Source organism: Egibacter rhizosphaerae, assembly GCF_004322855.1.
GTDB classification, from domain to species: domain Bacteria; phylum Actinomycetota; class Nitriliruptoria; order Euzebyales; family Egibacteraceae; genus Egibacter; species Egibacter rhizosphaerae.
Window position 1 is genome coordinate 4,164,429 of sequence record NZ_CP036402.1, and the last position, 24,189, is coordinate 4,188,617.

The 24,189-nt window shown below is 70.9% G+C and carries 19 protein-coding genes; 13 read left to right on the plus strand and 6 right to left on the minus strand.

Annotation, left to right across the window (positions count from 1 at the left end):
* Positions 1 to 111: 111 nt before the first annotated feature.
* The 10 genes from ER308_RS19125 to ER308_RS19170 all read left to right on the plus strand — a co-directional run bounded on the left by ER308_RS19125 (position 112) and on the right by ER308_RS19170 (position 13,081).
* A complete protein-coding gene (locus ER308_RS19125) occupies positions 112 to 2,397 on the plus strand; it encodes a RelA/SpoT family protein (protein ID WP_131156463.1) in 2,286 nt (761 codons plus the stop codon).
* Between the two features lie 3 nt (positions 2,398 to 2,400).
* On the plus strand, positions 2,401 to 3,102 hold the full coding sequence (locus ER308_RS19130; RefSeq protein WP_131156464.1) for an MBL fold metallo-hydrolase: 702 nt from the start codon (positions 2,401 to 2,403) through the stop codon (positions 3,100 to 3,102).
* A 102-nt stretch (positions 3,103 to 3,204) separates the two neighbouring features.
* Positions 3,205 to 3,870 carry an ABC transporter permease gene (locus ER308_RS19135; protein WP_205745742.1) on the plus strand — a complete coding sequence of 222 codons (666 nt, stop codon included), beginning with the start codon at positions 3,205 to 3,207 and terminating at the stop codon, positions 3,868 to 3,870.
* A 10-nt stretch (positions 3,871 to 3,880) separates the two neighbouring features.
* Positions 3,881 to 5,092: an ABC transporter ATP-binding protein gene (locus tag ER308_RS19140; protein ID WP_131156465.1), complete on the plus strand. Its 1,212-nt coding sequence runs from the start codon at positions 3,881 to 3,883 to the stop codon at positions 5,090 to 5,092.
* On the plus strand, positions 5,092 to 5,904 hold the full coding sequence (locus tag ER308_RS19145) for an ABC transporter permease (protein ID WP_131156466.1): 813 nt from the start codon (positions 5,092 to 5,094) through the stop codon (positions 5,902 to 5,904). Before ER308_RS19140 ends, ER308_RS19145 begins: the two co-directional genes overlap by 1 nt.
* A gap of 143 nt (positions 5,905 to 6,047) precedes the next feature.
* A complete protein-coding gene (locus tag ER308_RS19150; protein WP_131156467.1) occupies positions 6,048 to 7,013 on the plus strand; it encodes a glycine betaine ABC transporter substrate-binding protein in 966 nt (321 codons plus the stop codon).
* Between the two features lie 52 nt (positions 7,014 to 7,065).
* Entirely contained in the window at positions 7,066 to 8,325 is a 1,260-nt protein-coding gene (gene hisS, locus ER308_RS19155) for a histidine--tRNA ligase (RefSeq protein WP_131156468.1), read from the plus strand.
* Positions 8,326 to 8,561: 236 nt separating this feature from the next.
* Positions 8,562 to 10,367: an NAD(+) synthase gene (nadE, locus tag ER308_RS19160; RefSeq protein WP_131156469.1), complete on the plus strand. Its 1,806-nt coding sequence runs from the start codon at positions 8,562 to 8,564 to the stop codon at positions 10,365 to 10,367.
* 103 nt (positions 10,368 to 10,470) lie between these two features.
* The gene (gene asnB / locus ER308_RS19165) at positions 10,471 to 12,009 is read left to right on the plus strand and encodes an asparagine synthase (glutamine-hydrolyzing) (protein ID WP_338029799.1); all 1,539 of its coding nucleotides are present in this window, start codon (positions 10,471 to 10,473) and stop codon (positions 12,007 to 12,009) included.
* A 106-nt stretch (positions 12,010 to 12,115) separates the two neighbouring features.
* On the plus strand, positions 12,116 to 13,081 hold the full coding sequence (locus ER308_RS19170; protein ID WP_131156471.1) for a quinone oxidoreductase family protein: 966 nt from the start codon (positions 12,116 to 12,118) through the stop codon (positions 13,079 to 13,081).
* Between the two features lie 20 nt (positions 13,082 to 13,101).
* Here ER308_RS19170 and ER308_RS19175 read toward each other — a convergent pair whose 3' ends face one another.
* From ER308_RS19175 to ER308_RS19185, 3 genes are all read right to left on the minus strand, one after another.
* Positions 13,102 to 14,652 (minus strand): tripartite tricarboxylate transporter permease, encoded by a 1,551-nt coding sequence (locus ER308_RS19175; RefSeq protein WP_131156472.1) that lies wholly within the window; start codon positions 14,650 to 14,652, stop codon positions 13,102 to 13,104.
* A 45-nt stretch (positions 14,653 to 14,697) separates the two neighbouring features.
* A complete protein-coding gene (locus tag ER308_RS19180) occupies positions 14,698 to 15,339 on the minus strand; it encodes a tripartite tricarboxylate transporter TctB family protein (protein WP_131156473.1) in 642 nt (213 codons plus the stop codon).
* A gap of 142 nt (positions 15,340 to 15,481) precedes the next feature.
* A complete protein-coding gene (locus tag ER308_RS19185; protein WP_131156474.1) occupies positions 15,482 to 16,672 on the minus strand; it encodes a tripartite tricarboxylate transporter substrate binding protein in 1,191 nt (396 codons plus the stop codon).
* Between the two features lie 287 nt (positions 16,673 to 16,959).
* Between ER308_RS19185 and ER308_RS19190 the strand changes: the two genes are divergently transcribed.
* Positions 16,960 to 17,661: an HAD family hydrolase gene (locus tag ER308_RS19190; protein WP_131156475.1), complete on the plus strand. Its 702-nt coding sequence runs from the start codon at positions 16,960 to 16,962 to the stop codon at positions 17,659 to 17,661.
* 32 nt (positions 17,662 to 17,693) lie between these two features.
* Positions 17,694 to 18,851: an MFS transporter gene (locus ER308_RS19195; protein WP_131156476.1), complete on the plus strand. Its 1,158-nt coding sequence runs from the start codon at positions 17,694 to 17,696 to the stop codon at positions 18,849 to 18,851.
* Positions 18,852 to 18,878: 27 nt separating this feature from the next.
* Here the strand turns inward: ER308_RS19195 and ER308_RS19200 are convergent, their stop codons facing one another.
* Both ER308_RS19200 and ER308_RS19205 read right to left on the minus strand, forming a co-directional pair.
* The gene (locus tag ER308_RS19200; RefSeq protein WP_420826261.1) at positions 18,879 to 19,247 is read right to left on the minus strand and encodes a VOC family protein; all 369 of its coding nucleotides are present in this window, start codon (positions 19,245 to 19,247) and stop codon (positions 18,879 to 18,881) included.
* A 142-nt stretch (positions 19,248 to 19,389) separates the two neighbouring features.
* The gene (locus ER308_RS19205; RefSeq protein WP_131156478.1) at positions 19,390 to 20,136 is read right to left on the minus strand and encodes a sulfite exporter TauE/SafE family protein; all 747 of its coding nucleotides are present in this window, start codon (positions 20,134 to 20,136) and stop codon (positions 19,390 to 19,392) included.
* A gap of 179 nt (positions 20,137 to 20,315) precedes the next feature.
* Here ER308_RS19205 and ER308_RS19210 point away from each other — a divergent pair, with 179 nt between their 5' ends.
* Entirely contained in the window at positions 20,316 to 20,903 is a 588-nt protein-coding gene (locus tag ER308_RS19210) for a DJ-1/PfpI family protein (protein WP_131156479.1), read from the plus strand.
* Between the two features lie 35 nt (positions 20,904 to 20,938).
* Here ER308_RS19210 and ER308_RS19215 read toward each other — a convergent pair whose 3' ends face one another.
* On the minus strand, positions 20,939 to 23,965 hold the full coding sequence (locus ER308_RS19215) for an FAD-binding and (Fe-S)-binding domain-containing protein (protein ID WP_131156480.1): 3,027 nt from the start codon (positions 23,963 to 23,965) through the stop codon (positions 20,939 to 20,941).
* Between the last annotated feature and the right edge of the window lie 224 nt (positions 23,966 to 24,189).

Genomic DNA, 24,189 nt, shown 5'->3' on the forward strand with positions numbered 1-24,189 from the left:
CGGGGAGGCGGCACGGGCGCGTCCGACGACGATGTCGGGGCGAGCGGACTCTCGCACCGTCCGCGCCAGCCGCGGCAGTCGGGGGTCCGCGCGGTGCTCGCACGACTGCCGATGTTCGACCTCAGCCTGCAGGTGCCCGAGCGCGTCGAACCCCTGATCCAAGCGCTCAAGGAGCACTCACCCCGCGTCGACACCCGCGAGGTGCTGCGCGCCTTCGAGACCGCCGAGCGCGCCCACGCCCCGCAGACCCGTCGATCCGGTGACCCCTACATCATCCACCCGGTCGGTGTCGCCGAGGTACTCGCCGAGCTCGGCATGGACACCCCGACGATCTGCGCCGCGCTCCTGCACGACGTCGTCGAGGACACGGGCGTCACCCACGACGAGCTCGTCGAGCAGTTCGGCGAGGAAACCGCGATGCTCGTGGACGGGGTCACGAAGCTCGAGCGTATCAAGGCGGCCTCCAAGGAGGAGCAGCAGGCCGAGAGCCTGCGCAAGATGCTCATCGCGATGGCGAGCGATTATCGGGTCCTGCTCATCAAGCTCGCCGATCGTCTCCACAACATGAAGACGATCCATCACCTGCCGCGCGAGAAGCAGAAGCGCATCAGCGACGAAACGTTGCAGATCTACGCGCCGCTCGCGCATCGCCTGGGGATGCAGAACTTCAAATGGCAGCTCGAGGACCTCGCGTTCGCGACCCTGCACCCGAAGCGCTACGACGAGATCCGCCAGATGGTCGCGGAGCGGCAGCCCGAGCGCGACCGCTACGTCGAGACGGTCGTTGCGGAGCTGGAGCAGCGGCTGCGCGAGGTCAAGATCCGCGCCGAGATCACGGGCCGCCCGAAGCACCTCTACTCGATCTACGAGAAGATGGTCGTGCGCGGGCGGGAGTTCCGCGACATCCACGACCTGATCGGCGTGCGGGTCATCGTCGACAGCGTGAAGGACTGCTACGCGGCCCTCGGCCAGATCCACGCGGTGTGGCGCCCCGTGCCCGGGCGCTTTAAGGACTACATCGCGATGCCCAAGTTCAACCTCTACCAGTCGCTGCACACGACGGTGGTGGGGCCCGAGGGCAAGCCGATCGAGCTGCAGATCCGCACGCGCGCGATGCACCGCACTGCCGAGTACGGCGTCGCGGCGCACTGGAAGTACAAGCAGGCCACCCGCAACGCCGAGTCCGAGACGCAGTGGCTGTCGCAGATGCTCGACATGCAGTCCGACACCGCGGACTCGGGCGAGTTCATGCGCAACATGCGCCTCGACCTCTACGCCGACGAGGTCTTCGTCTTCAGCCCTCAGGGCGACGTGTTCGCGCTGCCGCAGGGCTCCACGCCGGTCGACTTCGCCTACGCGGTGCACACCGAGGTCGGGCACAAGACCGTCGGCGCGCGGGTGAACGGCCGCCTCGTCTCGCTCGAGTACGAGCTCCGCAACGGTGAGACGGTCGAGATCCTCACGTCGAACGACCCCGAGGCCGGTCCGAGCCGGGATTGGCTGGAGTTCGTCGGTTCCTCGCGGGCGCGGTCGAAGATCCGTCAGCACTTCAGCCGCGAGCGTCGCGAGGACGCGATCGAGAAGGGCCGCGAGGCGCTGCGCAAGCAGCTCGCCAAGCAAGGCATCGGCTGGAAGCGGCTGATGGCCGGCCCCGAGCTCAGGGCCGTCGCGGAGCAGATGAACCACCACGACCTCGATCAGCTCTACCGGGCGATCGGGGACGGGCACATCGGTGCCCAGGCCGTCGTCGCGAACCTCGCCGCGCGGGTCACCGACGAGGAGGAGACCGAGGAGCTCGTCCCTCACGGGCCGGAGGCACCCGCCCAGCAGAGCGAGGCCGTGATCGTCGACGAGACCGACGATGTGTGGGTCACCCTGGGTCGCTGCTGCACGCCCGCCCCGGGGGACGAGATCATGGGGTTCGTGACCCGCGGTCGGGGCGTCACGGTGCACCGCGACGACTGCCCCAACGCGGAGAACCTGCGTCAGGAGCCCGACCGGATCATCCCCGTGCAGTGGAACATGCGCGCTCCGACGATGTTCCGCGTGACGGTGCAGATCGAGGCCCTCGATCGAAAGCACCTGCTCCGCGACGTGACGACGCTGCTCGGCGACATGCACATCAACATCCTGTCGGCCCAGGTGGCGACGCAGCGCGACGCGATCGCCCATCTCCGGTTCACCTTCGAGTTGGCCGACATCGCGCACCTCGACCACATCCTCACCCAGATCCGCCGCATCGAGTCGGTGTACGACGCCTACCGGGTCGTGCCCCGCGGGGGGCGTGAGGGCCAGCCCCAGGACGAGGTCGAAGCGCCGGCTGGCCCGCGGCCGGGGGAGCCCGCGGGGAGCGCGCCCGATCCCGCGGACGTCAATCCCGCGCCCCTGGATCCGTAGATCATGGCTACCAGCGATGCGCGCTTCCTGGATGTCCTGACCCTCGGGGTGTGGCAGGCGAACTGCTACGTGCTGGGGGATCGCGAACGTGGCGAGGCCGTCGTCGTCGACCCGGGGCAGGATGGCGGCCCGCCGGTCCGTGAGCGGCTCACTGCCCACGGGGTGGACTGTGTGGCGATCCTGCTCACCCACGGACACCTCGACCACGTGTGGGCGGTGCCGGAGCTCGCCCGGTCACTCGACGTGCCCGTGTTGCTGCATCCGGAGGATCGTTGGCTCTGGGACGATCCGGCGGCCGCGTTCGGTGAGATGCTGCCCCCCGACGTGCTCGAACGCGAGTTGGGGCTGGTGTGGGAGCCGCCGACCGAGCAGCTCGACGCGATCCACGACCGTCAGCGGCTGACCTTCGCCGGCTTCGATCTCGAGGTTCGTCACACGCCAGGGCACACCCCGGGCTCGTCCGTCTTCCTACTGGACGACGACCACGCGCTCGGTGATCCCCTTCTGCTGTCGGGCGATCTGCTCTTCGCGGGATCCGTGGGGCGCACCGACTTCCCGCGCGGCTCGTGGGAGCAACAGCTGATGTCGTTGAAGGACGCGGTGCTCTCGCTCGACGACACCACCCGTGTCGCCCCCGGCCACGGACCCGAGACCACGGTCGGCACCGAGCGTGGGACGAACCCCTTCCTCACGCAGGCACGCTGACCTGCGGCGATACGCGGTACGCCGCGAACGGCGAGTGCGTCCTACGCACCCCTGATAACCTGCGACGGCGGTGGGTCCGCGCGACGGAGCCGGGGATCGTGGATGAGGGGGTTCGGCGCGCCTATGGGGTTCCTCGAGTACTTCATCGACAACCCGGGGCGGGCGCTGGAGCTGAGCATCGAGCACGCGACCCTCGTTCTGGCGGGCCTCGCGTTGGGTGGCGTGGTCGGGATCCTCATCGGGATGCTCGCGTACACGCGGCCGGTCGCGAGCTCGATTTCGACCGCCGCGGCCGCGACGATCCTCACGATCCCGTCGTTCGCCCTGTTCGGTCTCATGCTCCCGCTCTTCGGACTGGGCAATTCCGGGCCGATCGTCGCTCTCGCGGCGTACGCTCTCCTGCCGATCGTCCGCAACACGGTGACGGGGCTGCAGGAGGTCGACCCGGCGGTGGTCGAGTCCGCTCGTGGGATGGGGATGTCGCGCCGCCAGGTGCTCTGGCGGGTTGAGTTGCCGCTTGCCTGGCCCGTCATCCTCGCGGGCCTGCGGGTGGCGACGATGGTCCTCACCTCGATCGCCGCGATCGCGGCCTACATCGGCGCGATGGGCTGGGGGCAGGAGGTCACCCGCGCGCTGCAGAACATCGGCTCGGTGTGGGCGCTTGACGTCGCCCTCGCCGCCACGGTCGGCATCGTCGTGGTCGCGCTCGTGCTCGACCTGCTCTGGACGCTGTTGCGCCGCTTCACCACGCCGCGCGGGATGCGCTAGGAGGCCGCACATGACGACGATGATCGAGCTCCGCGAACTCACGAAGCGCTACCCGGGCGCGGAGGAGATCGCGGTCGACGCGATCGACATGGAGATCCACGAGGGCGAGATCGTCGTGCTGGTCGGTCCCTCGGGCTGCGGGAAGACGACGACCCTCAAGATGATCAACCGGATCATCGAGCCCTCCAGTGGGCGCATCATCATCGAGGATCGCGACGTCACCCACGAGAATCCGGATCACCTGCGCCGCCGGATCGGGTACGTCATCCAGCAGGTGGGGTTGTTCCCGCACCAGACCGTCGCGCAGAACATCGCCACGGTGCCCCGTCTCCTCGGCTGGGACCGGGACCAGGTCACAGAGCGCGTCGACGAGTTGCTCTCGCTCGTGAGCCTCGACCCCGCCCAGCACCGGGATCGGTACCCGAAGGAGCTCTCGGGCGGGCAGCGTCAGCGCGTCGGCGTCGCCCGCGCGCTCGCCGCGGATCCCCCGATCATGCTGATGGACGAGCCTTTCGGCGCCATCGATCCGATCAACCGGGATCGGCTCCAGAACGAGTTCCTTCGGCTCCAGGAGGAGATCCAGAAGACGATCGTCTTCGTCACCCACGACATCGACGAGGCCATCAAGATGGGCGACCGCATCGCCATCTTCGGCAACGACCACCGCATCCAGCAGTTCGACGTTCCCGAACGGCTCCTCTCCGAGCCCGCGAACGACTTCGTCGACGATTTCACGGGCTCGGGTGCATCGCTGAAGCGCCTCAACCTCCAGCGCGTTCGTGATGTCGAGCTCGGGGACTGGCCGAACCTGCCCTCGAGCACGAGCCGCGAGACCCTTCAGGAGCGGCTCGCCGAGATCGAGCAGGCCTTCCTCTTGCTCCTCGATGAAGAGGGCCGTCCGGTGCGCTGGGTGAGCGAACGGGACCTCAGCCGGCCGCAGTGGACGCCCGACGTCGGGCTGGCCGTCCGTGCGGTGGTTCCGGAGCGCGCGACCCTGCACGACGCGCTCGACGAGATGCTGACCTCCAACGTGGGGGTCGCGGCCGTGATCGACGACCAGCGACGCTACCTGGGGGTCGTGGATATCGACACGATCATGACGGCGGTCAACACGATGCGTCAGGAGACTCGGGAGCTGGTGGCCGTCGCGGCGTGGCACGCCCCGGTCGACGGCGGGCAATCCGCGGGCGGCGCTCGCCGCGTCGCCGGGGGGGATGCGTGATGGGGGAGCAGGTCACGCGCCGAGACACCGGCGAGCCCGCCGGGAAGGGCGGTTCGGAGCCGTCTCGGCTGCGGACGGCGCTCTCGGATCCGGCTCGCGTGTGGGACCTGTTCGGGATCCCCGCCCTCATCCTGGTGGCCCTGGCGGGCCTGTGGTTGCTGTTCGGCGACGTCGAGCTGACCAGCCGTGAGGCCACGCGGCTGAATCAACCGGAGTTGCTGCTGCGCGCCCGGCAGCACGCCCTGCTGAGCGTGCAGGCGGCGTTCTGGGTCATCGTGATCGCAGTGCCGCTCGGCATCGTCGTGACTCGGCCGTGGGCGCGAAGCATCACGCCGGTGGTGCTGGCCCTCGCGAACGCGGGTCAGGCGATCCCCTCGTTCGGGCTGTTGATCGTCCTCGCCATCCTCCTCGGCACCGGCCAGCAGGCCGCCGTGATCGCGGTCGTGGCCTACTGCATCCTTCCGGTCCTGCGGAACACGATGGTGGGCATCGAGCAGATCGATCCCGCGATCATCGAGTCGGGACGCGGGATGGGGATGACGAAGGGTCAGGTGCTCCGGCGCATCGAGCTGCCACTCGCGGTGCCCGTCGTGCTGGCGGGCGTACGGACCGCCCTGATCCTCGCGGTCGGGACGATCACCCTCGGGGCGCTGATCGGCGCTGGGACGCTCGGAGTGATCATCAACTCCGGCATCGTCGGCTTCAGCGACCCGGTGCTCGTCACCGGCGCGGTGCTCACCGCGTGTTTCGCCCTGTTCATCGACTGGTTGGCGGGGTTGGCCGAGGTCTTCCTTCGACCCAAGGGCATCTAGGCAACCGCACCGGAGGTTGCCCGCCCCCGCGCGAGGTGGGATGCTCCGAGCACGGTCGTTGACACCGCGAACCGCCCGCCGGGCCCGGTCGTAGCACGGCGGACCGGTCGAGCGGACCGCTTGCCGAGATTGTGGAGGGGACGATGTTGAGGAGACGGACCACGTTCGTATTGGCATCGCTGTTGATCATGGGCCTCGGGATCGCGGCCTGCGAGGACGAGCCCGACGACGAGCCCGACGAGGATGCCGCGGAGATCCTCGAAGGGCTCGACGGCGCGGACATCACGGTGGGGTCGAAGGAGTTCACCGAGCAGGTCGTGCTCGGGCAGATGCTCGTGATCGCTCTCGAGGAGGCCGGGGCCGACGTCACCGATGAGACCTCGCTGGCCGGTACCGCGGTCGTGCGCGAATCCCTCGAGACGGAGGAGATCGACGCGTACTGGGAGTACACCGGCACGGCGTGGGCCGACATCTTCGGCGAGGAGGAGATCGTCGAGGACCCCGACGAGCTCCACGAGATGGTGGCGGAGCGCGACGAGGAAGAGAACGACATCGTCTGGGGCGCGCGCGGCGATTTCGAGAACTCGTACGGGATCGCCCAGAACCAGGAGATCGCGGAGGAGTACGGCGTCGAGACGATCTCCGAGCTCGCCGAGCTTTCCCGTGAGGACCCCGAGGCCGCCTCGTTCTGCGTCGCGGAGGAGTTCGCGACCCGCGACGACGGGCTCCCGGGCCTGACCGAGCACTACGACGCCGAGTGGGCGGTGCCGGACCCCTTCGACGAGGGCGTGATCTACACCGAGACCGCCGACGCGCCCGACAGCCCCTGTCACTTCGGAATGGTCTTCACCACCGACGGGCGGATCGCCGCTCTGGACCTCGAGTTGGTCGACGACGACGACAACTTCTTCCCCGAGTACAACCCGGCGCTGACCGTCCGCGCGGAGGTCGCGGAGGAACACCCGGAACTCGTCGAGCTCGGCGACGAGATCATCGCCTCCATCGGGTTCGACGAGATGCAGGAGCTCAACGCGCGCGTCGACGAGGAAGGCGAGATCGCCGAGGACGTCGCCCGGGACCACCTCGAAGAGGTCGGGATCGTGAACTGACCCCACCGACGTTTCGGCGTTGCCCTGCGCTCGGCGTAGGCTGGCGGGCGTCATGGATCTTCCACGCGGCATCAAGGGCGCCCCCGACTGGCTGCCGCCGGACGCGCGGGCGTTCGAGCACGTCGAGCGGACGGTGCTCGACACCGCGGCGCGCGCCGGCTACGAGCGGGTACGTACACCGATCTTCGAGCCGACCGAGGTGTTCGCCCGCGGCGTCGGCGAGTCGACCGATGTCGTGCAGAAGGAGATGTACACCTTCCTCGACAAGGGTGACCGCTCGCTGACGCTGCGGCCCGAGGGCACCGCGGGGGTGATGCGCGCGGCGCTCGAGGCCAACGTGCCCAAGACCGGCGGGTTGCCGGCGAAGTGGGCGTACGCGGGGGAGTTCTTCCGCCAGGAGCGCCCCCAGGCCGGCCGCCAGCGCCAGTTCAACCAGGTCGGCATCGAAGCGCTCGGCACCGAGGATCCCGTGGTCGACGCCGAGACGGTGCTGCTCGGCTGGGAGGCCCTTCAGCGCCTCGGCCTCCACGAGCTGGTGCTGCGCATCAACAACCTCGGCGACCGCGAGGATCGGGCCGCCTACCACGAGCACCTGAACGCCTACCTCGACCGCTTCGACCTGCCCGCCGAGGTCGAGGAGCGCCGTCGGCTCAACCCGCTGCGCGCCTTCGACTCGAAGGCGCCGGGCATGGCCGAGATCATGGCTGAAGCGCCGGTGCTGTCGGACCACGTCTCCGAGGCCGCCAAGGCCCACTACGCCCAAGTGGTGGAGCTGCTGGAGGCCGAGGGCGTGCCCCTCACCCACGACCCCCAATTGGTCCGCGGCCTCGACTACTACACGCGGACGACGTTCGAGTACCAGGCCGCCAACCTCGGGGCGCAGAGCGCGGTCGGCGGGGGAGGCCGGTACGACGGCCTCGCCGAGGACCTGGGCTGGCCCGAGCGGTTCCCCGGGATCGGCTGGGCGCTCGGGATCGACCGCACGCTGCTCGCGTTGCGGACCGACGGCGTGGAGCTCCCCGAGACGCAGCGCGTCGCGGTGTTCGTGGTGGCGGCGTCCACCGACCTCGCCCCGCAAGCCTTCGCGCTGACCAGTGAGCTGCGCCGCGCCGGCACGTCCGCCGACCTCGCCTGCGACGGACGCAGCCTGAAGGCGCAGTTCAAGGCGGCCGACCGCAGCGGGGCGCGCTACGCGGTCGTGCTCGGTCAGCGGGAGGTGGAGGCCGGGGAGGTCACCGTCCGCGACCTCTTCACCGGAGAGCAGCGCACGGTTGCCCGCGACGCAGCGGTGGCCGAGTTCCTCGAGGGCTGACTCCCGCCCCGCGGCGACCCGCCGGTGCGGTCGACGTACGCTCACCCGCGCAGGCGCGGGTAGGCGTACGCGGACCTCCATCCTTCCGTCCGTTCACCGCACGTGCGCTCTACGCACCCGACGGAAAACCGCGCCGGCGCGGGTAGCCGTACCATGTCTCGGCCGGGGCGTCGCTGAGGCCGGCACCCTACGCTGGGCCTTCTGGGGAGCAGCCGTGCCGACGTGGGGGTTCACGCATGACGACATCGCTGCGGGTCGCGGTCGCCCAGCTGCCGAACCGGGTCGGTGATCTGGACGGTAACGCCGAGCGCATCGGCCGGGCGATGGACTGGGCCGAGCAGGAGGCCGAGGCCGACGTGCTCGTTCTGCCCGAGCTCGTGCTCACCGGCTACGGACTGGGCGATCTGGTCCTGCACCGCGAGTTCCTCGACGACGCCGACGACGCGCTGCGCGAGCTGACGCAGCGCTCGGGCCGAACAACGACGGTGCTGTCGACGGTCGAACGGGTGGCTCCCCAACGTTCCTGGGACACCCGCGAGCGCAGCGTGGCGATCAGCGCCGCACTCATCTCCGGCGGGGAGCTGCGGGGGAGCTACCACAAGATGCTCCTGCCCATGTACGACCTCTTCGACGAGGCGCGGAACTTCGCCCCGGGCCGTCGCGCCGACCAACTCTGGCGGATCGGCGACGTCGCGGCCGGGGTGTCGATCTGTGAGGACCTGTGGTCGCCCGAGGGACCGCCCGAGGCCCAGTCGGTGGCCGGCGCGCAGATCCTGCTGGTCCCGAATTCCTCGCCGTTCCACCGCGGCAAGGCCGTCGGGCGGCTCACGAACACCCAGGCCGTCGCGGTCCGCAACGGGCTGCCCGTGGTCTACGTGAACTTCGTCGGGGGTCAGGACGAGGTGGTGTTCGACGGGGGATCGATCGTCGTGGACCGTGACGGCGAGTTGCGGCACCGCGGTCGTGAGTTCGCGGTCGACCATTTCGCCGTCGACGTGCCCCTCGCCCCCGAGCGGCCGCTGCGTGGGCCCATCACGACCGTCCACACCCGTCCGATCGCGAGAACCGGGCCCGTGACACCGACCGCGGTGCCCCGGGAGCCGCTCCAGGACCCCGAGGCGACCTGGTCGGCACTCACCAGCGGTCTCCGGGACTATGCCGAGCGCAACGACTTCCACGGCATCGCGCTGGGCCTCTCCGGCGGGATCGACGCCGGGGTGACGGCGACCCTGGCCGTGGACGCGGTCGGCCCCGATCGGGTGCTCGCGCTCGCGCTGCCCTCGCCCGAGACGCCCGGCGAGGAGACCACCGATGCCAAGCAGCTCGCAGCGAATCTGGGGATCGCGCTCGAGGTGGTGTCCGTCGAGGTGCCGAGCCGCGCGGAGGAGGTCCCCGAGGGCGCGCAGGAGCACGAGGCGCACGGGTCACGCTACGAGCGCGAGCATGCCTACCATCGGGCGCGGGCGGCGGTGCTGCTGGACATGTTCGAGGAGCGCCAGTACCTCGTGCTGGCGACCGGCAACAAGAGTGAGATCTCGGTGGGGGAGGCCTCGCTGTTCGGGTCCCTGGCCGGCGAGTTCGCACCCCTCAAGGACTGCCCGAAGACGCTGGTCTACGAGCTCGCCCGCTGGCGCAACGCTCGAGGAGGTGTGATCCCGGAGCAGACCCTGGCCAGGACCTCGACGATGCGTCGCTTGTCGCCCGACCCGCTCCCGTCGTACGAGGTGCTCGACGACATCGTGCAGCGCTACGTCGAGTACCAGCAGGGCTTCGACGACCTCGTGGCCGCCGGCTACGCGGAGGACGTCGTGCAGGACGCCCTGCGCCGGATCGACGACGCCGAGCGGATCCGCCGCTACACCCCGATCGGGGTCAAGGTGACCAGCCGGGCGTTCAACCAGGACCGGCGGATGCCGATGACGAGCGGGTGGCGCGCCCATCCCAGGCCCGAACCGATCGAGGACCCCTGGGCTTCGGCTGCGGAGCAGGCGGGGGAGGACGTGCCTGCCCCCGGGGCAGACGGGGAGGCCGACGTGGGCTAGTCTCGGCAGGCTCGTTGGGAGTACCAGCGAATGAGGAACGGCGGGTGTCGGTGCCGCGGACCCGCGACGGCCGCCTCGGCACCCGCAGAAGGAGTGATGCGCGATCTCCGCCATCGTGGCCGCCTACGGACGCTTCGACCCCGCCGAGGGTCATCGCATGCTCGACCGACTGACGCACCGAGGGCCCGACGGCGAGGGCACCCAGACCATCGGCAACACGTGGCTCGGGCACCGCCGACTCGCCATCGTCGACCTCGAGGGCGGAGGCCAGCCGCTCTACGAACCGGACCGCCGCCTCTGGCTGATCGGTGACGGCGAGGTGTACAACCACCCGCGCCTTCGCCAGCAGCTCGAGAACGAGGGTCGGGTGTTCCGCACCGAGTCCGATCACGAGATCGTGCTGCACGTGCTCGACAACGAGGGCGTCGACGGCTTCACCAAGCTGTGGGGGATGTACGCGTTCATCCTCGCCGGCGCCGACGGACGCTTCATCGTCGGGCGCGACCCGCTGGGCATCACCCCCCTGTACTGGGTCCGCGACGACGACACCGTGCTGTTCGCGAGCGAGCTGAAGGCCTTCGACCCGGACCGCCGCAACGACGTGGAGCCGTTCCCGCCCGGGCACGCGTGGATCCCGGGCGACGGCCTCGTCGAGTTCGGCGGCTTGCCGGAGCGCCGCACGGGGCAGGTCGCGCAACTCCTCACCGGCGCCGAGGACCAAGAGGAGCCTCCCGAGGAGGTCCTGACCGCAATCCGCGACACGCTCTACACCGCCGTGGCCCGCAGTATGCGCGCCGACGTGCCGGTCGGGGCGCTCCTGTCGGGCGGTCTGGATTCGAGCCTGGTGTGCGCCATCGGTGCCAAGGTCGCCTCCGAGCAGGGGTGGACGCTGCCGACGTTCGCCGTCGGCCTCGAGGGCAGCGACGACCTCGAGGCGGCACGACGCGTGGCCGAAGCAGTGGGGACCGAGCACCACGAGCGCGTCTACACCGAGGACGAGCTGATCGATTGGGTGCCCGAGGTGATCGGCGTCATCGAGTCATTCGATCCGCAACTGGTGCACAGCTCGGTCCCGAACCTGCTCGTGTCCCGATACGCCGCGCGGTACGTGAAGGTCGTCCTGATCGGGGAGGGCGCCGACGAGCTCTTCGCCGGCTACGAGCACTACGGCGACATCTCGAGCCACGAGGAGCTCCACGACGAACTCGTCGAGACGATGCGCGGGCTGCACAACCTGGGCCTGCAGCGGGTCGATCGGGTCGCGAGCTCGAACGCGGTCGAGTCGCGCATCCCGTTCCTCGACTTCGACGTGGTCGAGCTCGGGCTCGGCCTGCCGGCGCACTGGAAGCTCACCAACGGTGACCGCCCCGAGAAGTGGCTGTTGCGCAAGGCGTTCGAGGGCTGGTTGCCCCATGACCTCCTGTGGCGCCCGAAGCAGCAGTTCGGGCAGGGCTCCGGCGCCCGGGAGGTGCTGCGGGACCACTACGAGGCGACGATCAGCGAGAAGGAGTTCCAGCGCGACCGGACCGCGGTGGAGCCCCCGCTGCGGACCCGCGAGGAGCTCGCCTACTACCGATCGTTCCAGCAGCACCTCACCGGCCTGGAACCCGAGGGTGTCGTGGGCCGCTTCGCCGAGGCCTGAGCAGGAAACGCCCCGGCCGGTGACCCGCGAGCCCCGACGCGCACCTCACGCGCACCTCACGCGCACCTCACGCTCACCCCGAGACCTTGTCAGGAGGCCCACCCCCATGCGTGCCATCAGCATCAACGAGACCGGCGGACCCGAGGTCCTGCGAGTCGCCGATGTGGACGTCGCCGAACCCGGGCCGGGCGAGGTGCGGATTCGCGTCGCCGCCGCGGGCGTCAACTTCATCGACGTCTACCAGCGCAAGGGTGTCTACTCGCTGGAGACCCCGTTCACGCCCGGGCTCGAGGGGGCGGGCACGATCGAGGCCGTGGGACCCGACGTCGAGGGTCTCGCTGTCGGGGACACCGTCGCCTGGGGGTGGGGACGGACGAGCTACGCGGAGCAGGCCGTCCTGCCCGCGGAGGGGGTCGTTCCCGTGCCCGACGGCGTTCCGCCCCGGATCGCGGCGGCGGTGATGCTGCAGGGCATGACCGCGCAGTACCTCACCACCTCGACGTACCCGATCGAGCCGGGGCACGTCGCGGTCGTGCACGCCGGCGCCGGCGGTGTCGGCCTGCTGCTCACACAGATGGCCAAGCGTCGTGGGGCGACGGTCCTGTCGACCGTGTCGAGCGACGAGAAGGCGGCGCTGTCGGCCGACGCGGGCGCCGATCACACGATCCGCTACGACCGCGTCGACGTCACCGAAGCGGTGCGCGAGCACGTACCCGGGGGTGTCGACGTCGTGTACGACGCGGTGGGCCGCGACACCTTCGACGCGAGCCTCGCGTGCCTGCGGCCCCGCGGGATGATGGTGCTCTACGGCCAGTCGTCGGGTCCACCCGATCCGGTAGACCCCAAGCGCCTCAACGCTGGCGGCTCGCTCTTCCTGACCCGCCCGAGCCTCGCCCACCACGTCGCGGACCGCGACGAGATGCTGTGGCGCGCGGGCGAGGTGTTCGAACTCATTCGCAGCGGTGAGCTCGACGTGCGCATCGGTGAGGCCCATCCCCTCGAGGACGCGGAGACCGCCCACCGCAACCTCGAGGGCCGCCGGACGACCGGAAAGGTGCTCCTCGAGCCCTGAGCCTCGGGGGAACCCGACGGTCAGTGGCTGGAGGTCGGCTCGTCGGCCTCCTCCGATGCCTCCGATGCCTCCGAGGCCCCCGACTTCTTGCGCGACGACATCGCCTGGTACACGAACGGCAACAGGAGCAGCACCGCTGCCAGCGCGAACGTCGCGAGCGTGAACGGCCGACTGAAGAACACTCCCCAGTCGCCACGGGTGACGCCGATGCCGTTCACCAACCCGGTCTCCGCGATGCCCCCGAGGACGAGACCGAGCACGATCGCTGCGATCGGGAACTCGTACTGCTTGGCGAAGAATCCGACGACGCCGCAGAAGATCATGATCCAGAGGTCGGCCGGCCGGTTGTAGATCGCGAAGGTGCCGACCACGGCGAAGACCATGACGAGGGTCGAGAAGATCTTGAAGGGGATCGTGAGCAGGCGCAGCAGCATGCGGACGGTCAGCAGCCCCACGATGAGCACGACGATGCTGATGAACGGCATCGACACGAACACGCTCGAAACGACGTCCGGGCTGTCGCGGAAGAGCAGCGGCCCCGGCCGCAGCCCGTTGAGGATCAGCACCCCCAGCAGGATGGCGGTGGTGGCCCCTCCCGGGATCCCCAGGGTCAGCAGGGGCACCATCGAGCCGGCGGCCGCGGAGTTGTTCGCCGACTCGGGGCCGGAGACGCCCCGGGGGTCACCGTGCCCGAACTGCGAGCTGTCGCGGGCCAGCTGTCGGCTCGTGCCGTAGCCGAGGAACGCGGCGATCGTCGCGCCGGCGCCCGGCAACATCCCGACGAAGTTGCCGACGATGCTCGACCGGACCATCGTGAGCCGGGTCAGCTTGATGTCGGCCCACGAGGGGAACGGGAAGCGGCTGACCTTGCGGATGTCCTCGGCGGTGTAGGTGCCCGCCGCGGTCCCGCGATAGATCCCCATGAGGATCTCGGAGACCGCGAAGAACCCGATGATCGCGGGGATGAAGTCGATGCCGCCCTGCAGGGGCTGGATGTCGAACGTGAAGCGGTTCGCCCCCGACACGGGGTCCAGGCCGACGGTCGCGAGGAGCAGGCCGAAGACGGCGGCGATCACGGCCTTCACGATCGACCCGGTCCCGAGGCTCGCGACGCACACCATCCCGAGCATCGCCATCGCGAAGTACTCCGGCGGCCCGAACTCGAGCGCGATGCGCAGGAACTGCGGGGCCACGAAGATGAGCAGGAGGGCGCCGATCACACCACCCACGGCGGAGGAGAGGATCGCGAGGGCGATCGCGCGGTCGGCTTGTCCCTTCTTGGTCAGCGGATAGCCGTCGCGCGCGGTGGCGGCACCCATGACGTCGCCCGGCATGTTGAAGAGGACGGCGGCCAGTGACCCCGCGAGCGTGGCCGCGACGTAGACGCCCAGCATCATGATGATCGACGACTCGGCGCCCAGGGCGTAGCTGAACGGGACGAGCAGGGCGACCGCCGTCACCCCGCTCAGGCCCGGGATGGTGCCGAAGACCAGCCCGATGAACACCCCGACCAGCATCAGGAGGATGTTCCAGGGCTGGAAGACGATGGCGAAGCCTTCGACGAGATCCACCGGGTCTCCTCCTGCGGCGACGTGCGGGCGGGTCGTGCCCGCGGGTCAGTAGAGCCAGGTGCTGAGCTCGAGGAACGGGCCGATCCCACGGGGCAAGGGGACGACCAGCAGCTGGGTGAACACGCCGATCACCACCGCGACCGTCACGAGCGGGAGGCCGAGCAGCATCAGGATGCGACGCTCGCCGAGCAACGCGAGGAACGCGATCGCGAAGACGAACGTGACCGGCACGAATCCGACGGTGGGCATGAGCGCCACGTAGGCGACGAGCAGCGCGACCGCCGCCAGCGTCCGTAACCGCCGGCTCAGGCTCGGGACCTCGGGCTCGGGCTCGGTCGCGAGCGGGGCGGCGCCCCCCTCGTCGGCGCCCTCGGTGGTCAGCGCCCGGGTCCGCTTGGCGCGTCGGACGTCCACGAGCGCGAGCACGAGGTACACCGCGCTGAGCGCGACGCCGGTGCCGAGCAGGACGGTGGGCCAGACGTCGGGGTCGAGCAGCGCCTGGCCGCGCCGCCCCGAGACGTGCTCGTCGATGCGCACGAAGAAGTACAGCATGAAGCCGAGGAGGACGAGCGCGGCGAGGACCTCGCGGAAGGTGCGGATCTGCCCGGCCACCCGCTTCCACGTACTGGTCGCAGCCGAGGCCGGTGGGTCGTGAGCGGCTTCGGTGGACTCGTCCTGTGCGGCCATCGAGGTCCCCTCGTCCCGGGTCGTTCGGTCGCACGTCCCGTGCAGTTCTCATGGAAGCGCGGGTTGCGCCTGAGAAGGCTGGGGAGCCGGGACGGCCCGTCGGGCCGTCCCGGCCGGCTCGGTCGGTGGGAGCCGAGCCTACCTACTCGTCCTCCTCGAGTTCCTCCTCGACCGCACCGGTGTCGTAGTCGAGTTCCTCGACGAGTGCCTCGACCTCGGCGCGCTCCTCCTCGGCTGCCTCACGGAACTCCTCGCTGTTCAGGTACCCACCGGCCACGTGCTGCAGGAAGTCCACCTCGTAGTCGGTGTAGTACGGCAGTTGGGCGGAGGCGTAGAAGACGTTGTGCAGGAAGTCGACGATCTCCTGGTCGACGCCCTCGGGTGCGGTGACGCCCCGCCAGCGACCGATCGGGACGTCGTAGCCGAGCTCCTCCACCGACGGCACGTCGGGGTCGACGTCCTCGAAGACGATGTCGCCCCCGTAGGCGAGGGGTCGGATCTGCCCGTCCTCGTAGAGATCGGCGACCGTGCCGAAGGTCTCGTGCAGAACGTCGACGTCGCCGCCGAGCAGGGCGGAGGTGCGCTCGCCGACCCCGTCGAAGGGCACGAAGCCGAACTCGACGCCCAGCTCGTTCTCGAGGCTCAGCATGCGGAACTCGTCGTCGCTGCCGATGCCGGACCCGGACAGGATCACGTCGCCGGGGTTGTCCTCCGCCGCCTCGATCATGTCGTCGAAGGTCTCCAACTCGCTGTCCTCGGTGACCCAGTACACCTCGGTGGCGCCCTGGTTGCGGATGATGAACTCGCTCTCGTCCACGAAGCTGTACGGCTGGATCCCCAGCGCGTCGTTGATCGTCTGGTTCGCGATCGCCCCGTAGATGGTGTAGCCGTCGGGGGCCTGGCTCAGGGTGTGGCCGAGTCCCACCTCGCCCGAGGCACCGGGCATGTTGTTGTAGACGATGTCCTCGCCCATGATCCGCTCGGCGTCTTGCCCGATGTGCCGGGCGTAGTTGTCGGAGCCGCCACCCTCACCCCAGGGGACGATCCACTCGACCGAGCGGGCCGGGAAGTCCTCGGGCTGAGGGATGACGTCGGCGAGCGCCTCGGTCACCTCGTCGGTGTCGGCGTCGGGGTCGTACTCGAGCTCGTCGTCCTCCATCTGGGCGACGACCTCGTCGATCTCGGCGACGACCTCCTCCTGTCCGCTCGCGGTGTCGTCCGCGTCCGGATCGTCGGCCTCGGCGTCGTCGACCTCGCCGTCGCCGCAGGCGGCGAGCACCAGCGCGCCGGCGAGGACGAGCAACAGCAAGCGCAGGGCGGATCGCTTCGTCATGTCGGCTCCTTGTCGTGGGACGCCCGGGCCTCTCCTGAAGGCACCACGTGACAGCTTCCGGCGGGGAAGTCCGGCACCGTTCGGGCCGGTTCGCCGCGTTCCGAACCGGACTGCTTCGGATGGTTGGACCCGAGCCCCGACAGTAATAGTGGCCGATGACACGTTGGTCAAGAGGGTTCCGAAGCGTTCGGGGGCGTGACTTCTTTCACGCGCTTGATCCCGACGTCCGCAGGATGCCCGTTGGTCGCGGGATACCGCGGGACGATGGTTGTGCGAGAGTGGCCGCGATGACCCCTGCTGCTGACGCGCAAGCCGGTACCCCCGGTCCTCCCGCGATCACGTTCGATGTGTACACCGCTCTGATCGATTCCCGACGGGGCATGATCGACGGCCTCGGGCCCGTTGCCGACGCCCACGGGTGGTCGCTCGACGTGGGCACTGTCGTGGATCACTTCGATGCGGCGTCCAAACGGCGCCAGCGCGAGATCACGGACTGGATCCCGTTCCGGCGGATCGTGTCGGACGCGATGGCGGAGACGTCGGCCGCGCTGGACCTGTCCGGGGACGCCGACGACATCGCGACGGCACTGCTCGCCACGATCCACGAGTGGCCGCACTACGAGGACGTCCCCGACGGAGTGGCCGCGGCGGCCGCGACCCACGACGTGGCCGTCCTCACCAACACCGACGACGACCTGCTCGCGCGGACGCGGACGGGGTACGCGTTCCCCGACGGGGTCACCTCCGAGCAGGCGCGCGCCTACAAGCCGCACCCGGGGATCTACCGGGTCGCGCGGGAGCGCTTCGGGCCGCTCGTGCACGTCGCCGGGTCCGCCCGGGACGTCCGCGGCGCGGGGGAGGCCGGTCTGACGGTGGTGCGCGTCGCGCGGCCCGGCCAACGTGTCGATCCGAACGGTCCCGCCCCCGATGCGGAGGTCGCCGACCTTCGGGATCTGCCGGGGGTGCTGGCCGGTCTCGCCGCCCGGTGACGACGAACTCGCGGCCACCCGGTGCCACCGTCGTGCGCAGCACAGCGGTCGCGGTGGGCGTGACCGCGATGGGCGTGCTGCCGTCGTTCCTGGTCAGCGCGTTCGCGGTGCAGCTCCGCGACGACTTCGCGTTCGACGCCGCCCGGCTCGGCTTCGTCGTCGGCGCGTTCTACGGGGTCTCCGCGCTGGGCTCGGCGATCGCCGGCCGGCGTGTCGAGCACTCGGGCGCCTTCCGGGGCATCGCCCTGACCGCGTCGTGCAGCGCCGTGGCGTTGCTCGTCATCGCGCTGTTCGCTACCTCGTGGTGGTGGGTGCTGGGGGCCTTGATCGTGGCGGGCGTCGGCAACGCCGTCGCCCAGCCCGCCGCCAATCTGCTGCTGGCCGCGCGGACCCCTCGCGCTCGCCAGGGTCTGCTCTTTGGGATCAAGCAGGCGGCCGTGCCGGTCACGACCCTGGTCGGGGGGATCCTCGTGCCGGCCGTCGGCCTGACGCTCGGGTGGCAGTGGGCGTTCATCGGGCTGTCCCTCGTGGCGGTGGGGCTCATCGCGGCCGCGCCGAGGGGCGAGGCCTCCGGTCGGCCGTCGTCGCGCCCGGTCATGGGCCGTACCCCGGACCTGGGTCCCCTGCTCACGGTCACCGTTGGCGGCCTGCTCGGGTCCGCGGCCGTGAACTCGATGGGGGTCTTTCACGTCGCGACCGGGGTCGAGGCCGGTCTGGCTCCCGGTCTGGCCGGCGCGATGCTCGCCGTGGGAAGCGTCGCGGGGATCGTGGCGCGGATCACGGTGGGGTGGCGCGCGGACCTGCGCGACGGCGGACATCTGCGCGTGGTGGGCGGATTGCTGACCGTCGGGGCGGTCGGCTTCGTGCTGGTCGGGTCCGGGGCCGCCCCGTGGGTGTTCGTCGTCGGGACCCTGCTGGCCTTCGCTGCCGGATGGGGGTGGAACGGCCTCTACACGTTCGCGGTCGTGCGGCGCTATCCCCAGGCACCGGCGAGCGCGAGCGGGATCAGCCAGACCGGCCTGTGGGTGGGAGGCCTCGTGGGGCCCCCGGTGTTCGGGTTGCTCGCGAGCGAACTGTCGTACCTGACGGCCTGGGGTGCGGGCGCGGGGTGTCTGCTGGCGGCCGCGGTGCTCTTGCTGGTCGGGCGGCGGATGTTCCTGGCGGCTGACGCCCGGCGCGCGCAGCGGTGAGCCCCGAGGTCGCCGAGGTCCACGCGGTCACGGCTGCGGCGGCCGCTCGTTCGCCAGCTCCACGAGATTGCCGTCGGGATCGCGTAGGTAGATGGAGCGCAGCGGCGCCTGCGCGCCCACCTTGTCGACGGGTCCGAGCTCCACGATGACCCCTCGGGCGGCGAACTCCTCGGCGAGCCGCTCGACGTCGGCGGCAACGCGCAGGCAGAAGTCCGCGCCGCCCGGGGTCGGCGCGGCGGCGTGCGGAACGTACTCGGAGCCGGCCTGGTGCAGGTTGATCTTGTGCTCGCCGACGGCCAGCCCTCGGCGCCCTCCGGCGAAGGTGATGGGCTCGAGACCGAGCACCTCCGCGTACCAGCGGGTGGTGGCCTCCACGTCGGCGCAGGTCAGGACCAGGTGGTCGAGACCGGTCGCGCCGAGATCGCCGGCGTCGGTCCAGTCCGTCGGGTCCTCCGGTGCGGGTTCTGTCACGGGGCGTCCTTCCGCGTCGGGTGCTCGGGGCGGAACGGGTGTTCGGATCGGCGCACGTGCGGTCCGTTCACAGGGCGCCGATCCCGTCGACGACGAGCTTGATCGCCATCCCCCCCAGCACGACCAGCACCAGGAGCTCGAACGGGCGCGGGGGCAATCGCGTCCCCAGCCGCATGCCCAGGGGCAGGCCGACGAGGGCCGGCACGATCGCGAGGAGGCTGCCCAGCAGGCGCTCGGTGTCGTAGAGGCCCAACAGGGCGAACGACGCGACCTGCACCACGGTGAACACCTGGATCTGGGTGACGAGCTGCACCATGAACGCCGGTCGCGGGAGCCGCAGCGCGTGGGTGTAGGTCGTGAGCAGGGCTCCCGACATGCCGGTCGCCCCCTGCAGGAGGCCCGCTGCCGACCCCATCGGCGGCGCCAGGAGCCGGCTGGTGTCCGGGGAGATCTCGAACGTCGGGCGGGTCAGGAACACCGCCGCGTACAGCACGATCACGGCCGCGAGTGTGAACATCAGCCATGCGGGGGCCACCCGGTCGAGGATCCAGGCACCCAGGACCACGCCGATGCCGCCCGTGACGAGCAGGACGGGGAGGTCGCGCGTCTGGTCCAGGGCGCGACGATGCCGCGCAACGAGCCACGTGTTGGTGACGACCGTCGGGATCGCCATGATCACGACCGCGTCGACCACCCCGATGAAGCCCGCCATCACCGGGATGGCGATGGTCGGCAGGCCGGCGCCGACCGCGCCCTTCACCACCGCGCCGAGCAGCATCGCCACGACCACCACGAGGATCTCGGTCTCACTCATCCGATGCGGCCTCCCGTCGGCGTCGGGGTCACGACGGTGGGCAGTATGCTCCCGCCGCGGCGGTCCGACATCCCCGCGACGGCCCGGGCTTGCCGGTGGGCGCCGCCCCGGGAGTCACCGCCCCGGAACTTGCCGACCCGGGGGCCACCCGCCCGGGAGTCACCGACGAGGAGGCGCGCGTGTACACGATCGGGTTCTTCCTGTTCGAGGATGTCGAGGAACTCGACTGGGTCGGTCCCTGGGAGGTGCTCGCCTCGTGGGCGGCGCGCTGGCCCGACGACGGGATCTCCTGCTCGACGGTGAGCCGCGACGGGGGTCCGGTGCGCTGTGCCAAGGGCACCAGGGTCCTCGTCGACCACGCGTGGGACACCGCGCCCGCCTACGACCTCCTGATCTATCCGGGCGGGCAGGGGACGCGGGCCCAGCTCGGCGACGCGGCCATCCGAGAATGGGTGCGGCGCATGAAGGAGGAGGTCGACGTCCTCGCGAGCGTCTGCACGGGCTCGCTCGCGCTCGCGGACGCGGGATTGCTCGACGGTCGGCCGGCGACGACGCACTGGCGCTCCATCGAGAGGCTGGGGACGTTGGGTGAGGCCATCGACGTGCGTGCGGAGGAGCGGTTCGTCGACGACGGGGACATCGTCACGGCGTCGGGCATCTCCGCCGGCATCGACATGGCGTTGCACCTGGTGGCCCGCCTGCACTCGGTCGAGCGGGCCCGCGAGGTCCGCCGAGCCATCCAGTACGATCCCGCACCGCCGGTCTGAGGGGCGGTGCCCGATCGGCGAGGGGTCGGCGGGCCTCACCATCGCACGCAGGCGTGCAGCAACTCGACCGGGTGGAGGGCCGTGCGCCCGGTGCCGTGGGCGATCTGCTGGCGGCACGAGACGCCGTTGGCGGCGATCGCGGCCTCCGGCCCGGCCGCGCGCACGGCCGGGAACAGCCGCTGCTCGCCGATGGTCAGGGAGAGGTCGTAGTGCTCGGCCTCGAACCCGAACGAGCCGGCCATGCCACAGCATCCGGCGTCGAGAACGTCGAGGTGCTCGCTCAGGGTGCTCAGCAGGGCCTCGCTCGCCCGGGTGCCCACCAGGGCCTTCTGGTGGCAGTGCCCGTGGTAGAGGATCCGCTCCGGGGACCGGCGAGGGTCGATCGTGAGGTCGCCGTCGGCCAGAGCCTCGGCCAGCAGCTCGTCCACGAGCCGCGACTGCCCGCCGACCACCTCGGCGCGGGCGGCGTCGCCGTCCCGGTCGCTGTGCCCGTCGCCGTCCCGGTCGCTGTTCCGGTCGCTGTTCCGGTCGCCGCCCCCGCCGCCCCCGTCGCTGCCTCGCAGGAGCGAAGGATGCTCCTCGCCGAGGGTCAGCACGCAGGAGGGCTCGCACCCGGTGATCGGCACGCCGGCGCGCGCCGGCCCTTCGAGGCGGTCCACGAGGTCGCGCGCCCGCGCCGTCGCGTCCTCCAGCAAGCCCTTGGAGATCATCGGGCGCCCGCAGCAGACCTCGGACTCGAGGCGTACCTCCCACCCCGCGGCCTCGAGCAGCTCGATCGCGGCGCGGCCGATCCGAGGTTCGGTGGAGCTCGTGAAGGAGTCGGCGAGGAAGACGAGCGGCCCGCGCGGGAAGGGGCCGGCGGGCGGCTCGCGCCGGGCGAACCAGCGCGGGAGCGTGTGGCGCTCGAACCGGGGCAGGGGACGGTCGCGGTGGATGCCGACGACCCGTTCGGTGAGCCGGCGCGCGCCGGGCAGCCGCGTGATCCAGTTGGAGACGGGCGCGGTGGCCGCGCCCAGGGCGTAGAGCCGCCGCACCCCGGCGAACAGCCTGGCGCGGCGGGGCACGCCGTGCTGCGCGTGGTAGTGCGCGAGGAACTCGCTCTTCATCGTGGCCATGTCGACCGAGAGGGGACACTCGGAGGCGCAGGCCTTGCACTCGATGCACAGATCGAGGATGTCGTGGAGGCGCTCGTCGCCGAGCGCCGTCCGCGGGTCCGACTCCGAGAGCGCCGCGACGAGGGCGTTCGCACGGCCGCGGGTCGAGTGCTCCTCCTGTCGGGTGGCCATGTACGACGGGCACATCGTGCCGCCCGATACCGGACCCTTGCGGCACGCGCCGATGCGCATGCACTGGTTGGCCGCCCCGCGCAGGCCGTCCTCGCCGTCGAAGGCGAAGTGCGTGGGCAGCGGGACGGCCTCGGGCAGGGCGGGCTCCCGCAGGTGGGCGTCCATGGGTCCGGCGTCGACGACGTTGCCGGGATTGAAGCGGTCCTCGGGGTCGCAGACGCGCTTGAGATCGACCATCAGCTCGTAGAGGCGGTCGCCGAAGACCTCGCGGTTGAACTCGCTGCGAGCGCGGCCGTCGCCGTGCTCGCTCGAGTTCATCCCCCCGTAGCGCGCGACCAGCTGCTGCACCTCACGGGCGACCGTGCGCATCTTCTCGGGCTCGCCCGGCCGACGCAGGTCCATGAACGGCCGCACGTGCAGGCACCCCACCGACGCGTGCCCGTAAAAGCCGGCGCGCAGGCCGTGCTGCTCGAGGATGCGGGCGAACTCCTGCGTGTAGTCGGCGAGGTGTTCCGGGTCGACCGCGGTGTCTTCGACGAACGCGACCGAGCGCTCGCCCGGCTGCCCGGCGTTCATCAGGAGGCCGAGGCCGGCCTTGCGCAGGCGTCGGACCCGGTCCTGCTGGGCGGGGTCGGTGGCGCGGACCACCGCGTAGCCGTGGCCGTGCGCGGCCCAGGTGCGCTCGAGGCCGGTGAGCATCGCCGCCCCCTCGGCGGGGTCGTCGCAGTAGAACTCGACGAACAGCAGGGCTTGCGGTGTCCCCTCGAGGAAGTCGGTGACCCCCCCGTGGGCGGGGGAGTGGCGGGCCAGGTCGAGGATGTACCCGTCGACGAGCTCGACGGCGGCGGCGCCCGCGGCCATCGCGTCGCCGGTCGCGGCGATCGCCGCCGGGGTCGACGTGAAGTGGCCGACGGCGGTCACGGTGTGCGCGGGCTTGTCGACGAGGCCGACCTCGGCCTCGTCGACCAGCGCGAGCGTGCCCTCCGCCCCGACGAACAACTGGGCGGGATCGATCACGCCGTCCCGGGTGGCGCGCTCCACGAGGCGGTCGAGCCGATAGCCGCCGGCTCGACGCCAGAACGGCGGCGTCCCGTCGGCGATGGCCGCCACGCGGGCGGGGTCGTCGACGAGGTCGACGAGGTGGGCCCACAGCTCGCCCGCGCGTCCCGGCAGGGCCGCGGCCTCGGCGGCGCTCTGGCGGTCACGGGGCGCCAGCCGCGCCGTCGTGGCGTCGGACAGGACGCAGTCGAGGGACCGCACGTGGTCGATGGTCATGCCGTAGCGCGCCGAGCGGCTGCCGCACGAGTTGTTGCCGATCATCCCGCCGAGCGTGGCGCGGTTCGAGGTCGAGGTGTCCGGGCCGAACCACAACCCGTGTGGCGCGGCGGCGGCGTTGAGCTCGTCCTGGATCACGCCCGGCTGGACCCGGGCGCGCTTCTCCACGGGGTCGAGCTCGCGGATCGCCGTCATGTGCCGGGAGCAATCGAGGATGAGTGCCGCCCCGATCGTCTGCCCGCAGTGGCTCGTGCCCGCCCCGCGCGGAAGCACGGGCACCTCGAAACGGTTGGCGACCTCGACCGCGGCGACGAGGTCGTCGCGGTGACGCGGGTACGCCACCCCCAATGGTGGGACCTGGTACATGCTCGCGTCGGTCGCGAACATGTCGCGCGTTCGCGGATCGAAAGCGACCTCGCCCTCCAGCGCACGCGCGAGCTCCGAGGTGAGGGCGGGATCGGCGGCGGAGGGCGCGGTGCCGGTCGGACGCGTCGCGGTCATGGGTCGGTCCTGGTCGACGGGGGCGCGTGGCGGGGCTCGGCGCGTGGCGAGCCCGAAGGCGGCCGGATTCTTCCACAGCCGACCCAAAGAGGGGGGTCCCGTCGTCGCTGGTCGGTTGACAGCGGTTGAGGGCGCTTCGTAGCGTCACCCTGCCGTCGGCCTCACTCCGCCCCGTGGGTTCGCCCGTGGGCACGACGCATCGGCCGGCGGACCGTTCGCGCGCA